At 67.3% G+C, this 13,323-nt stretch carries 11 protein-coding genes; 8 read left to right on the forward strand and 3 right to left on the reverse strand.

The window, feature by feature from the left end:
- The first annotated feature begins 438 nt into the window (after positions 1-438).
- Positions 439-3,894 (forward strand): hypothetical protein, encoded by a 3,456-nt coding sequence (locus Dfulv_RS21190; RefSeq protein WP_259865961.1) that lies wholly within the window; start codon positions 439-441, stop codon positions 3,892-3,894.
- A gap of 105 nt (positions 3,895-3,999) precedes the next feature.
- Positions 4,000-4,122, forward strand: a complete 123-nt coding sequence (locus Dfulv_RS21195) for a hypothetical protein (protein WP_259865963.1) — start codon at positions 4,000-4,002, stop codon at positions 4,120-4,122.
- A 488-nt stretch (positions 4,123-4,610) separates the two neighbouring features.
- Here the strand turns inward: Dfulv_RS21195 and Dfulv_RS21200 are convergent, their stop codons facing one another.
- Both Dfulv_RS21200 and Dfulv_RS21205 read right to left on the reverse strand, forming a co-directional pair.
- A complete protein-coding gene (locus Dfulv_RS21200) occupies positions 4,611-5,213 on the reverse strand; it encodes a DNA cytosine methyltransferase (protein WP_259865965.1) in 603 nt (200 codons plus the stop codon).
- Positions 5,210-5,392 carry a hypothetical protein gene (locus Dfulv_RS21205; protein ID WP_259865967.1) on the reverse strand — a complete coding sequence of 61 codons (183 nt, stop codon included), beginning with the start codon at positions 5,390-5,392 and terminating at the stop codon, positions 5,210-5,212. The genes Dfulv_RS21200 and Dfulv_RS21205 overlap by 4 nt, the downstream gene beginning before the upstream one ends.
- 356 nt (positions 5,393-5,748) lie before the next feature.
- On the opposite strand from Dfulv_RS21205, the gene Dfulv_RS21210 reads away from it, so the two are divergent.
- From Dfulv_RS21210 to Dfulv_RS21230, 4 genes are all read left to right on the forward strand, one after another.
- Positions 5,749-6,459, forward strand: a complete 711-nt coding sequence (locus tag Dfulv_RS21210; protein ID WP_259865969.1) for a class I SAM-dependent methyltransferase — start codon at positions 5,749-5,751, stop codon at positions 6,457-6,459.
- Between the two features lie 536 nt (positions 6,460-6,995).
- Complete coding sequence (locus Dfulv_RS21220) at positions 6,996-7,853, forward strand: hypothetical protein (RefSeq protein WP_259865971.1); 858 nt, start codon at positions 6,996-6,998, stop codon at positions 7,851-7,853.
- Between the two features lie 364 nt (positions 7,854-8,217).
- Positions 8,218-8,718 carry a SigE family RNA polymerase sigma factor gene (locus Dfulv_RS21225; RefSeq protein WP_259865973.1) on the forward strand — a complete coding sequence of 167 codons (501 nt, stop codon included), beginning with the start codon at positions 8,218-8,220 and terminating at the stop codon, positions 8,716-8,718.
- Positions 8,715-9,770, forward strand: a complete 1,056-nt coding sequence (locus Dfulv_RS21230) for a hypothetical protein (RefSeq protein WP_259865975.1) — start codon at positions 8,715-8,717, stop codon at positions 9,768-9,770. Before Dfulv_RS21225 ends, Dfulv_RS21230 begins: the two co-directional genes overlap by 4 nt.
- Before the next feature lie 113 nt (positions 9,771-9,883).
- Here the strand turns inward: Dfulv_RS21230 and Dfulv_RS21235 are convergent, their stop codons facing one another.
- Entirely contained in the window at positions 9,884-11,308 is a 1,425-nt protein-coding gene (locus Dfulv_RS21235; protein WP_259865977.1) for a site-specific integrase, read from the reverse strand.
- 157 nt (positions 11,309-11,465) lie between these two features.
- Between Dfulv_RS21235 and Dfulv_RS21240 the strand changes: the two genes are divergently transcribed.
- Both Dfulv_RS21240 and Dfulv_RS21245 read left to right on the forward strand, forming a co-directional pair.
- Positions 11,466-12,482, forward strand: a complete 1,017-nt coding sequence (locus Dfulv_RS21240; protein WP_259865979.1) for a Mu transposase C-terminal domain-containing protein — start codon at positions 11,466-11,468, stop codon at positions 12,480-12,482.
- Complete coding sequence (locus tag Dfulv_RS21245; RefSeq protein ID WP_259865981.1) at positions 12,479-13,288, forward strand: TniB family NTP-binding protein; 810 nt, start codon at positions 12,479-12,481, stop codon at positions 13,286-13,288. Before Dfulv_RS21240 ends, Dfulv_RS21245 begins: the two co-directional genes overlap by 4 nt.
- The last annotated feature ends 35 nt before the right edge of the window (positions 13,289-13,323 follow it).

Raw genomic sequence — 13,323 nt, forward strand, 5'->3', positions numbered from 1 at the left:
ACCGCGCCCAGCCCGACACGGGAGTGTACAACTCGTACCTCTGCCAGTTGATTTTGTCGGCAAGGATGACGGACCGCTCCGGCAGTTATCACACAAGATGGCGTGTAGTCGCACGCGTCCCAGGCCCGCCTTCGTGGCCGTCGCGGACGCGTGGCCGTCGCCGACCAGGGGCCCGAACCGGACTCCTTCGAACGACCGCAGAGGTGCGCCTGCCAGCATCAATGCTGGGCTGGTCACTTGCTGCACGGTGGCGCGGGTCCGGCTGACCTGCAGGGCGCACATGGCGCCACGAGACGCAACACTTCTCCTACAAGATCGGCGTTACGGAGCCTACTTCGGCTCGTCTATGTCGAAACACTTGACGTACAAGTGGGGTCGACTGAAGGATGGGCGCACGGTCACAGGGATCGATACCAGCGCGAGGAGGCGGACGCCGTCATGGAACTATCTCGACGCAAACTCTTGATCACGACGTTGGCTGTCGGTGGTGCGGCGGCACTCAACATCGGCCTTGATCCGCGCCGAGCACACGCCAAACCTCAGACCGTGTCCACCCCATTGGCTCCGCTAGCCTGGGACATCCACTTGCGCCCGATCGCAGCGCGGCGGTCCGGGTCGACGAGCGCCGTCTACGATGCGGCGAACAACGTGTGCACGTTCACCTATACCGAAGGCGGGCACACAGTCGTCTACACGGTCAACCTGGCCTCGCCCCAGGTGCAGAACGGGCTCATCGAAGTTGGCGTTCGAGTCGACAATCGAGGCCCCATCACCGCGGTAGCCGGTGCCGGCACCTACTATCTGCCACTGAGCGGCAGCGAACTGGCACCAGAAGGCCTCGCCAACGCCGCCACCACGTCCATGACGACGGCCTTCGCCAACCAGGTACTGACGTTGACGTACGTCGACAGCCTTGCGAGTGTCGACACCACCAAGACCTTCAGTTTCCAGCTGCTCAAGAAGTCGCTCATGATCCGCGCGACCAGCGACAGCTCACGCGGACGCGGCGGCTACACCGGCTTCGGAACGGGTCGGGCCGTCACCTCCTCGAGCCTCTCCCAGCACACGTCGGTGTTCGTCGAAGAGGTTGCGGTCACTCTGGTCGACCAGGCCTACTTCGTCTCCGCCTACCTGGACAAGGCGAAGACCGGTTCCACGCTCCTTGACAACTCCCCGGGCGTCACCTCAGGCGCGGCCACGCATGGCATGGTGGCGCACTATGAACTCAACTCAGCGGGCGAGACGAACCCACTGGACGAGACGATGTACGTCACAGCGTCCGCCGACCTGCTCGACTGTGTGTACCTGACCAATGCCACAAAGTCGGCCTACCGCGATACGCTCGACAGCCTGGTCATCTACGACACGTGGGAATACCGCCCGTCGTATCAAGAACGGAAGCGGCACTACCGAATGCTCCACGAGCGGTTCGGGATGGATGACCTGCTGCTGATCGACCACCGCTGGCAGCGGGACACGCTCGACATCTCGAACCCTGCCCACTATCCCGCCTCCACCACCTGGGGATCGGCAAAGAGCTTCGCGAACTATCTGGCGACAGCGCACAACCTCTCCTGGACCGTCGCGCTCCACGAGGATTACTGGTTCATGTATCCCTCGGCGACCAACCAGTACTGGAATGTACCCAACGTCGAAGAGAAGCTCGCGCAAGACGCCAACGGCAACCTGCGCCATGGATGGCTGACGACCTCATACGCGAACAAGTCTGACCAGATGCTCGAGTACGCCGAGATCGAGTCGAACCTGATCAAGAACAACTATCACACCAGCAGCGCATTTCTCGACGTCAACGGCGGCGTGGATCCGTCGGTGATGAACCAAGTCACCCTCAACGCCGATAGCTCGACTTCACGATCCCTCGCGCAGGTGGTCGCAGACAACGTCGCCCTCTTCGAAGGCATGAAGGGCATCTACCAGGGCCCCGTCATGTCCGAGGGGGCTCAAGGCGCACGAGCATTCGGCTCAGCGTACGCCGGCCATATCGACGCGACCGAGCGAGAGATCACCGGGCTGCAAAGCGGTCGGATCATGCCGGACTACGAACTGCGCCACATCCGCCCGCTCCAAGCAAACCAGGGCATGGGCTATCCATGGCGCTTCGACCCGGACGCCGCGAGGATCAGGTACGAACTCAGTGCCGCCAATACGGGAACCGGTGTCCCAAACCTTGCCAAACTCTCCACGGGCGCCGTCGGTGATCATGGGGTCTACTACTTCGCCGCGGCCGGATCGGGTCAGGGCACCACTCTCACGCTGATGTCGCGCGGGAGCGATACAGCGATGGGCGGCGAATACTGGTACCACGACGACGGGGCCGGACGGCGCTCGCTTGTCGCTCCGCTCCTGTACCCCGGCATCGGTGTCGCGGACCCGGGCAGCACCACCTACCCGGTTATCGGATTCAAGGCGCCGGAGTCCGGGTGGATGGTCGCCCGGTTCAGCGCAACCGCCTACCCGCAACCGGGTTCCGGCGGGTTCACACTGACCGTCTGTCACAACGGTTTCGGGCCCGAATGTGAGGTCTCCAAGGAAGCGGGTGACGAGTACTGGGCCAAGGTGCTCAAAGGGGACATGCTCTATCTCGTCTTCAGAACGAATGGCACGACCGTGCCTGGCGACAGATGCGGCTACTACGCCTGGGTCGCCTACGCCGACGTAGAGGAACCCGCAGTCCTCTCACCGGTGACGCACACGAACTACGAGCTGTGCGGATCAGATCCGACCAATCATTCGACCAACCTCGCACAGCTCGGTTCCGGCCTGCAAGATGACTACGGGCTCCAATACTTCGCCGCAACGGGCTCAGGCGCCAGCACCCACCTCACCAAGCTCCGGCTCGCACACGACGCCGACCTCGGTGGAGAGCACTGGGCCGACACAGACGGCCAAACAGCTGTCAGCATAGCCCCGCTCATGCACAGCGGCGTCGGCGTCGCTTTCGCAACCAATGAACGGTATCCGGTCGCAGCGTTCAGGGCGCCCGCGCCAGGAACTCTCTTCCTCGGATTCAACTTCACCGAGTATGTCGGCGCCAGTTCGGCCGGATTCACGGTCGAGGTGTTCCAGAACGGTTTCGACTCCTCGAATAAGATGAACCCCAACCAGCCCGGCCAATATTGGATATGCGTCGAGAAGGACGACCTGCTCTACTTCTCCTTCCGGCCTGACGGTAATCTTGCTGCTGGCGACCACGTCAGCTACTACGCATACATCGCGTACGCGGAGCAGACGACGTCATCCCGCCGGTGGCAACCCCACTCGCACGCCACGCCGCCAGGAACTGTCGTCAACTGCCAGACCGCCCTACCTCAGCCACTGCCAAGCGGCGCAGCACTCCAAGTGAGAGCAGGATTCTACTTCGACTTCGACCGGTACAACTCGATGGCCATCGCCTACGGACACACCGGCTTCATCGGCGAACTCCACCACGGCATGGTCGAGCAACAGGTCAACGCGTACTACATGTTCCGCGCCATCCAGTCGCAGTACCTTGACACGGCCGTGACCGTGGTCGCGATCACCTACTTCGGAGCCAACGGGACTTCCTTCGATGTGAACACGGCGATCAAGAACGGCTACAACTTCACCAAAGCGCGCCTGTCCATCGAGTACTCCAACGATCTGAAGATCTACCTCAACTTCTCCGACAACAACTGGACCGTGAATGTCAACGGAACGAACTACGTCCTGAACCGCAACGGTTATGTCGCCGTAAACCCGAGCGAAGCCTTCAGGCAGTTCAGCTGTCTCGTCAATGGGGAACGGGCCGACTACGTCGACTGCACCTCCTACACCTACGCGAATCCGCGCGGCCGAACAGTCGACTTCGGTGGTGGACTCGTGGTCTCTGAGATGACCATCCAACACAAGTAGCGCACCCTAACGACTTCCATGGCCGCCGCCGACCCCAAAGCCAGCGAAGTGGCAGGCAGAGGTCGGCGGTGGCCATGAATACGACTCGACTCCAGATTCATCGACGTGGCCGTCGAGAGGGAGCGGTGGGAACCGCCGTCCGTGGGTATCCCGGGCATCCTGGCGCACTGCACGGCAGCCTTCTCCGTGACGACCTCGCTGGAGCGGGCGTGGTGCGGACTCGTCTGACGTCGGCCCGTGCGGCTATCGGCGTACTCCGCGGCCTCGTCGCAGAGGCTGGCCCCGGCTCGGTCGGTCGAGTTCTCAAGTCCGCGTACGACAACGGACTGGTCGACCCAGTCCCGCAGCTCGCGTGCTACCTCAACCCCGACGGACCTCGCCGGGACCAGGTGCTCAGCGACAAGACGCGAGAAATCCTCGACGCGTTCATGGCATGCGACGTCCGCGAGATCGAGGGCTACCTTCTCTATGTCAGCCGTCAGTCGGGCTCGCAGAGCTGTCCGCGAAGGATCATGAGAACACCGCAAACGGCAAAGCTGTCCAGGCTCGGCCGGACCGCCGCGCCTGGTGAGGGGGACTGGTTGGCCCCGTACGGGGCCGCTGTCGGCGTCGGCAGCAGCGGCGTAGCCGGCGGCCGGGCGGGCAGCAGGTGGTGACGGGTGCCGCCGGGCTGGACGAGGTCGGGCAGGCCGTACTGGTGGCCTACGCCGCGACCGTCACGAGCGCACGGCGTCGGCAGGGTTGGTGCCTGGGCGGAGTCGGTGTTGATCGGCGGCCAGCAGGAACAGCCGGTCGCGGCGGTGGGCTGCGCCGATGTCGGATGCGCGTAGGCATGCCCAGCGCGTGTCGTACCCGATCTGGGCCAGGTCGGCGTGGACGGCGTCGAAGCCGCGGTGGAGGAGTGCGGCGACGTTCTCCACGAAGACGAGCGGGGGTCGAAGCTGGCGAACGGCGTCGGCGACGGCGGTCCACAGGCTGGAGTGTTCGCCGGTGATGCCGGCGCGTTTGCCGGCGTTGGAGATGTCCTGGCAGGGGAATCCGGCGGTGAGGATCTCGACTGGTTCGACGCTGGTCCAGTCGGTGGTGCGGATGTCGCCGAGGTTGGGGACACGGGGCCAGTGGTGGGTGGGGACGGTGCGGGCGTGCGGGTCGGTTTCGGCGTACCAGGCGAGCCGGCCGCCGAGCACCAGCTCGACGGCGAGGTCGAGCCCGCCGTAGCCGGTGCGCAGCGACCCGATCCGCGGCCCGGCAGCATCGACGCCTGCCCCGGCCGCGGTGGCGCGCTCGCCCAGCCGGGCGCCGGTGGGATGGTCACTCACGCCACCTCCCGCGACGCAGACACGCCGCCGGACTGCCGCTCAATGGAGGGCTCGGTGAAGGGCTCGGCGGTGGCGGAGGTGTCAGCGGGGTGCGGGCAGGTCCACGGCCCGCACCCCGGCTCGTCACCGTCCGCCTCGGCCGCCGGCTTGGGCCGCAGGACGACGCCGTCGCGGGGCACCCGCTGACGGTGCAGGAAGAACTGTCCGCGCAGCGGATGCCCGCCAGCGTTGGCCCGCGCCGACCCGCACCGGATCGCCCGATCGAAGGCGACCGCGTCGGCCCACTCGTCCGGGCTGCCAGCCTTGAGCCGGGCCCAGAAGGCGTCGTCGTGGAACGGGCACGTTATTGCGAATTCCGGTAACGATCGGCAGGTGCACCCTGCCGTGCCTGGCATCGAGAATTGGGTGCCTGCCGTAGGAGCTGCGCTCGTACTCTCTGTTGGTGAGCGATAGCAATGACTACGTGAGGTTGCGAGAGACCTTCAATGAGGACGCTGCACGGTATGACCGTGCCCGCCCTCGATACCCAGTGCAGATGTTTGATGATCTCGCTGCGGCCGGGGTAGCGCCTAGGGCAAGAGTGCTGGAGATCGGCTGTGGCACTGGGCAGGCGACTGTGCCGTTGGCCGAGCGGGGCTACCGCATCGTGGCTGTCGAGTTGGGCACGGACATGGCGGCTGTGGCTCGGCGAAATCTTGCCGCGTTCGACGCGGTGGAGGTCGTTACGGCGGCGTTCGAGGAGTGGCCCTTGCCCGGTGAACCGTTCGACGTGGTGTTCTCCGCTACCGCGTTTCACTGGATCGACCCCGCGGTGCGGGTGTCGAAGTCTGCTGACGCTTTGCGTCTCGGTGGCCTGCTGGCCACCGTGGGAACCCACCACATCGCTGGCGGCACCTGGACCGAGGCATTCTTCGTTGAGATCCAGAAGTGCTACGAGCGCTTCGATCCGTCGACCCCACCGGGCCTGCGTCTTGAGACTGCTCGTGACATCGTCGAAGACGATCGGGAGCTCACCTCGTCGGGGCGATTCGGGCCTGCGAAGTTCTACCGATACGAGTGGGAGCTGCCATACTCGACAGCTGACTACCTGGATCTGCTGTTGACCTACTCCGGACACCGTGCCTTGCCGGACGTGCAGCGGAGCGCACTGCTGAACTCCATCGCGCGGCTGATTGACGTCGACTACGGGGGTCAAATTGTCAAGCGCTACCTGACTGAGCTGAGGATCGCCCAACGAGTCCGGTGAATCGCTTCGACCAGTGGCGGTTGGATTCAGCAGAGCGCCCGTGCCCCCGCTGGGGAGCTGATTGAAGGGCAACAATGGCGCCCCGTGCAGGTCGGCCGCACGGGGCGTCCGAGATTCTGTGGGCAGCGCTCCCGTCACGGAGCCAACGGGCCGGGCGCGATCCTGCATGTGTGGCCGTATCTGGCCCTGGTGATGGCGTCGTTCCGCAGCCTGGGTGACAAGACACGGCTGACGACCGTGCACGAACTGGCGTGCGGTGAGCAGCGCGTCGTTGACCTCACCCGAAGGTTGGGGCTGGTGGAGTCGACGCGACGATCGCTGGCGCCGTTGCCGAGCACGTGTCGTCCGGCGTGGCTATGGCCGTGGCGGCGGTAGTATCTCCGCTGGTGAGGCTGGGTTTAGCCGGGCTGCGACAGCCCGCCGACATCGCCCGCTAGGCTGCGGCTGTGATCGTTGACGCAGCGCAGTGGTTCAGCCTTGATGTCGACGCCGCCGAATCGGTAGCGAGGTCGATCGCCGGGCGGTCCGGTGCCGAATTGGCCGAGGTCCGGCCGCATGAGTCTGCCGGTCGGCGCGGACCGGTCGCGCTGTTCGCGGTGGGCGGCGAGCAGTTTGCGTTCGTGCCAGGTGGTGAGGTGGCGGTCGGGTTCGACGGTGACCGGTTCGAGCCGACGCCGCAGCAGGAGGCGAGCTTCGCCGACAGCGCGGACGAATACGGCATCGAGGGCGACATCCGGCAGTTCACCGACTCGGTCACCTCCCCCGTGCGGACGGTCGTAGTGCCACCGTTACTGGTGGCTGTGGAGGCGGTCGAGGCGGGTGCCGTTGCTGTGCCGCCCGACCATCCGGACATCGTGCGGCGTGTCGACCGGACCCGCCGTCGACCCGGACCGGCGATGGAGCCTCCGCCGCGGCAGATCGAATGGTCGGGCGCCGCCCGCGCGATCCTCCGGCCGGACTGGACGGTCGAGGCCGCCTGGTTGCTCGGCTCGCCTTCCTTCGATGGCGAGGTCGCCCGGCTTGCCGCGCTCGGGCAGCGGCTGCTGACGCCGGACGAATGGGAACATGCGTGCGGTGCCGGCGCTACAACCCTGTTCCGATGGGGCGACGCCAACCCGGACAGCGACCCGTGGTCGGCAAAGACCGGACCCCACCGCGGGCCCAACCTGTTCGGCCTCCACATCGGTCAGGACCCATATTGCGAGGAGCGCACCGCCAGCCGTGACGTCGTGTGCGGCGGCGACGGTGGCAGTGCCGTGTGCGGCGGCGTTGGCAGCTTCCTTTCCTGGCTTACGATCGCCACGGCGTACCGCGATGTCCACTATGCGGCCGAGGTCGCGAGCGACGACAACTTCGGCACGATGCGGGTCCGTCCGGCGATTCCGCTGACGTAGAACGCCCAGCGCTGACGCCGCCTACGTCACCGCAATGACGCCCGAGCGGCCTACGGCGCCGTCGACGCCGCTGATGCCTGCTCGGCACGCTCCAGCAGCCGCCGCGCGCTATCTGAGCCAGCACAGACCCGTACCGGCTCGCGGACCGCCGGCAAGTGTCGGCGTACGAGTTCCGGTGCAAAGCCGCTTACACCAGGAAGTTCACAGCAACCGCCATACGAGCCCGCGGACTACGCAAAGTAGTGGTGAGCTGCCGCGACGGCGTCCGGATCTGCCGATGTGCGCTCAGCGGGATCACGCCTGGCCTGCGATATACCGCGTGATGGGTCAACGGTTGCGGCCGCTGGATGCGTCTGTTCGGAAGATGGACTTCCACGAGTACGTGTACGCCCGCGGGCCCGCGCTGCTTCGCCTTGCCTGCCTGCTGACCGGCGACCCGCACCGGGCCGAGGACCTTGTGCAGGAGGTGCTGGTCAGCGCATATACGAAATGGCAGCGGATCAGTACTGCCGACCGCCCCGACGTGTACGTGCGCCGCATGCTCGTCAACGCGAACATCTCGTGGTGGCGGCGGCTGACCAACCGGGAAGTCACGATCGATGCCGTCCCCGATCGCCGCGGCGGCGGCGACCATGAGCAGGCCGTGGCCGACCGGGACGCGATGTGGCGCCTCATCAGCGCGCTGCCGCCGAAACAGCGCGCAGTCCTGGTCTTGCGGTACTACGAAGACCTCGACGACGCGGCGATCGCCGAGATCCTATCGTGCTCCACGGCGACCGTCCGGACCCATGCCATGCGCGGGCTGGCGACCTTGCGGGGACATTTCTCGGCACCGAGCACCTCGACCTCTGGGAGCGTGACATGATCGACGAACTGCTGACCGAGACACTTCGTGAGCGGGCCGAAAGCCGGGCGGACCTCACCGTCCTGGCGCAGCGCGCCGCCAGGCGGGGCCGACGCCGGATCGCGACGCGCCGATTGGCCACCGGAAGTACCGCCTTGGTGGTGACCGGTGCCCTGGTCATCGGTATCGCGGTGTACCGCAACCACGGCGAGCCGTCGATGCCGGTCGGTGTTTCCCCGCTCGTCGTCGTGCCCGGCGTTCCCGGGCTGCCCACGACCGACGCGTCTCGCTTGCCGAGCCGCGCCGAGGTGACCGCCGGCGGCCCGGACGAGTTGCCGTTCGCACTCGATGCGATCCCTGCCGCGTACGACCTGTACGACGCGCGGTTCGGGCTGGAGCCGGAGCTGCGGCTCCGAGACGATCGGGGGGCCAGCGCCCAGCTGCAGTTGCTGGACAAGCCGACGCCGATCGAAGCCGCGGAATCGACGCAGGCGCTCACCGTGGGGCAGCGCACGGCGACGCTGTACCGCTCCGGCGACTTCCACCGGGTGGTGTGGGAGATCGCCGACGGTGCCGGGGTGTGGATGCACGTGACCGCCGGCAGCGATGCACTCGCCATGGAGCTGGCCGAGCACGTCCGCCTCGACCGTCGCACGCACTGCGCCGTGCCGGCCGCGCCCGTCGCCTTGCCGACCGGCTACGCCGTGGAGGACTGCGACGTCTCGCTGCGGTTGCTGCCCGAACAGCAGCGGGCGTCCCTGGACGGCGCGACCATCACCTACAGCCAAACCGGCACGGCGCACCGCATCATGATGATCGTCGTGAAACGGGAGCCGCGCACGAAGGACGACGAAGACGCTGCGCTGGACCGCAAGGTGGCCGGCTGGCCGGCGGCGTTGGTGCCCTTCGAGGACGGAGTGCAGCTGCAACTGCCGGAGTTCGGCGAGCTGACCCTGGCCATGACGACGTCCCGCGGCGCGACCGAAGCCGAGGTACTGGCGGTGGGCAAGGTTGTCCGGTCCGCCCCGGACATCTCGATGCCGGAGCACTGGCTTCCGGCGACGCCGGGCTGAGACCGTTTACCGGTTCGCCGGTGATCGCGCGCACGGGCTGCCGTGCGCCTGGTCAAGTCCACACACATGCCGCAATCCGAGCGCGTCCAGACTCTGCCGATAACTCAGAGTGATTAGCTGAACGGTGCCACTGGGGCGGCGTTAGCCGAGCTGATGCTCGAACTGGCCCGGTCAGAAGGTGCTGGTGGGGTGGCGAGTAGCTGACGTGCCGCGTCGGCGTAGCGCATGGCGGTGCGCTCGCCGATGCCGAACAGGGAGGCCAGGTGCAGCGCATCCGGGCCGTGGTTCAGAGCCTCCTCGAGCTGCCGGTCCATGCTGATCTGTTTGAGCGTCACGTTCAGCCCCTGCAGCGGTTTGTCAAGCCACCAGTCGCTGACGGGGCGCTGGTCGTGTCCGGTCTGCTCGCTGAGGAACAGGTGCCGGTTGAGGGTGTGCGGCCAACGTCGCTGCCGGTCGGCGAGGTACCGCTCGAGCAGGATCGCGGTTACCTCGTCGAGCCTGCGTGCGTGGCCGTTGATCGTCAGCCGGCGGCCTGGAAGGTCGACGTCGTCGAGCATCATGTCCCGCAATGCGACGGGCCGGGCTGCGTGGATGGCAGCCAACGCGAGCAGCAGCCGCTGCGCGGGCGTGGTGCACGCTCGTACTGCCTGGGCGAGTAGGCCGTCGGGAATCGGCATGGGTAGGCCGCTGCCGACGTTGCCGGCGCTCAGGCGTGCGGTCGGGTTCCGGAAGATGCGCCCGGCGCGTTTGCAGTAGCGAAACAGCGAGCGCAGCCCAACCAGGCAGCGTTTACGAGGCAGCCCCACCAACGTGTCGAGATGCTCGCGAACATCGTCGCGGGTGACCTCACGCAGGTGGCTGTAGCGCACGGACCACGAGATCAGGGCGGGCAGCGCGGCGCCCAGGTAGTTGCGCATGGTGGCTGACGCCCGCGGTCTGCTGCGTGGCCCTCCGTGACGCAGGTGGGAGGCCCAGGCCTGGACGTCCTCGGCGATGGCCGCAGCGAGCAGGGTAAGTTTCCCGGTCAGCCACCGGTCGGTGGTGTCGACCCGGTCGTCGTCGAGCAGCCCGAGGTGGGCGATCACCTCGGCGGTGCGGGAGACGTTGTAGCCGAGCCGGTCGACGTGACCGATCTCGGTGTAGGTCAGCCGGTCACCGGGTGCGTGCCCCGACAGCAGCACCACCAGCGCATCGTCGATTTCGTCGACGAGATGATGCGACCAGCCTCGCGCCTCGGCCAGGCCGCGGGCGACCGCCCGGGCGTGGATCAGCGCCGGGTTGCCGGGATTGGCGTGGGTGGCCCGGATGAACCGGGTGAAGTCGCGCGGCCAGCTGAACAGCGACAGCTGACCGGGCAGCTGCCAGGTCAGCGGAACGGCCACAGCGTGGCCGGTGACCTGCTCCTGCGGCAGAGGTGAGTGCACCTCATAGCCGAAGCCCGCCAGGAACAATTGCCAGTGCTCCAGCTTCACCCCGGCCGGGACCGGGCCCCGCAGCCGCATCTTCCCGAGTTGCGCGATGGCCTGGGTGCGGCACATTCGGCAGTGCTCATACAGCACGCGAACCCGGCGTTCGCAGCCGACGCAATGGCCGACCCTCCAGCCTTGGCGGCCTCTCGAGGCCGTCGCCGGGCGCCCGGAGCCCGCGGGCGGGACGCGGGACGCGGCCTGGCCCTATCACGGCGTCCCGGCGACCGTGCTCGTCGACGACGGCAGCACGCCAGGGTCGGAGCCGGGCTGCGCACCGGAGACGATCGTGGTCGATCACGGCAAGGTGTTCCTGTCGGCGCATGTCCGGGCGGTCTGCACCCGGCTGGGGATCTCGATCCAGCCGGCGCAGCCGCACAAGCCGACGGACAAGCCGACGGTCGAGCGGTTCTTCCGCACGCTGCGCGAGGGCCTGATCCAGCATCTGCCGGCCTACAAGGGCCCGGACATCTACTCGCGGGGCGAGCGGGTCGAGGACGAGGCGTTCCTGTTCCTGCATGAGCTGCAGGACGTGATCCGGGAGTGGGTCGCGACCGTCTATCACCGGGCGAAACACGACGGTCTGGCCGTCGCGGAGTGGCCGCATCTGCAGTTGTCGCCGGCGGAGATGTTCGCGGTCGGGATCGGCAAGGCTGGGCTGCTGCGCATCCCGGCCACGCCGGAGCTGGCGCTGGACTTCCTGCCGGTGGCCGCCCGTTCGATCCAGCACTACGGCGTCGAGGTGCACGGCCTGCGCTACAACGGGCCCGCTTTGGATGGCTACCGCAACGCCCGCAGCCCCTACGGCGGCGCCCTCGCGGGCAAGTGGCCGATCCGGGTGAACCCGGACGACGTCCGGCACGCCTGGTTCCAGGACCCGGCCGACCAGCGTTGGCATCGTCTCGACTGGGAACACGAGCCGATGCTCGGCACGCCGTTCTCGGCCGAGGCCGCCGCGCACGCCCGCCGGCTCGCCGCCACCGGCGCGGGCGGCTTCGACCCGGCGAAGGCCCTTGCCGAGCTGCTGCAGCGGTGGGACACGGGCCTGGTCACCTACCGTCGGGAACGGCGCATGGCGGTGCGGCTGGCCACCGAGTACGCCGCCCTGCCGGCCGCCCCAGCACCACCGACGCAGGTGCCGCCGCGCACCGTGGTCGAGCCGGTCGTGGTCATCGCCGGCGACGATGATGACGAGGCCGACCTGGACGCCGGGTTCTACGACGACGCGTTCGAGGTGCTCGGATGACCGGGGCCGCGCTCTACACCCTGTCGCGCAAAGAAGGCTGGCGCCGCTGGACCGACGCGGCGTCGCGGGTGCGCCCGGACCTGCTGACGCGCCGGCAGCTCGCCCGGCTCGGCGCCGACGCCCGCGCCGACTTCGACGATGCCCGCCACGATTGGCACGCGAACTTCGGCACGATCAAGACCCCGCAGCTGGCTGCGATCCACGACGAGCTCGACCAGATTGTCGCCACGAACCGGCAGGACCCCGACCGGGTCCGTGGCGCCGCGGTCATCGACGCGCTGCCGGGCCTGGGCAAGACCACGATCGCGAACACGTTCGCCCGCGACTTCGACCGCGTCCAGCGGCGCCGGCACGGTGAGCGCACCGCTGATGGGCACGAGCATCTGCCGGTGTTCCGGGTCGGGCTGACCTCGCGCACGACGCTGCGCACGCTCAACCGGATGATCTGTGAGTTCTACGGTCATCCCGGCACCGACCGCGCCAACGCCGCGCAGCTGGCCAGCTTCGCCGTCGACTGCGTGCTGTCCTGCCACACCCGCATCGGGATCATCGATGACCTGCACTTCATCGATCCGAACCGCCGTGACGGCGTCGACGTGTCCAACCACCTGAAATGGCTGGCCAACGAACTGCCCGTCACCTTCATCTACGCCGGCGTCGGTCTCGCCGAGCGGCGCCTGTTCGCCGAAGGACTCACCGGCGACAGCGCCGTCATGGCCCAGATCGCCACTTTCCGGCTCCACCTCGCCGGCTCGTCTGGCGCCCGTGTTCGTGAGAACGAGCGCCACTCGTTGACCCTTACGTGAGGAACAGGCCGAACCACCACAAGAACGCAGGGTCA

Source organism: Dactylosporangium fulvum (genome assembly GCF_025137375.1).
GTDB classification, from domain to species: Bacteria; Actinomycetota; Actinomycetes; order Mycobacteriales; family Micromonosporaceae; genus Dactylosporangium; species Dactylosporangium fulvum.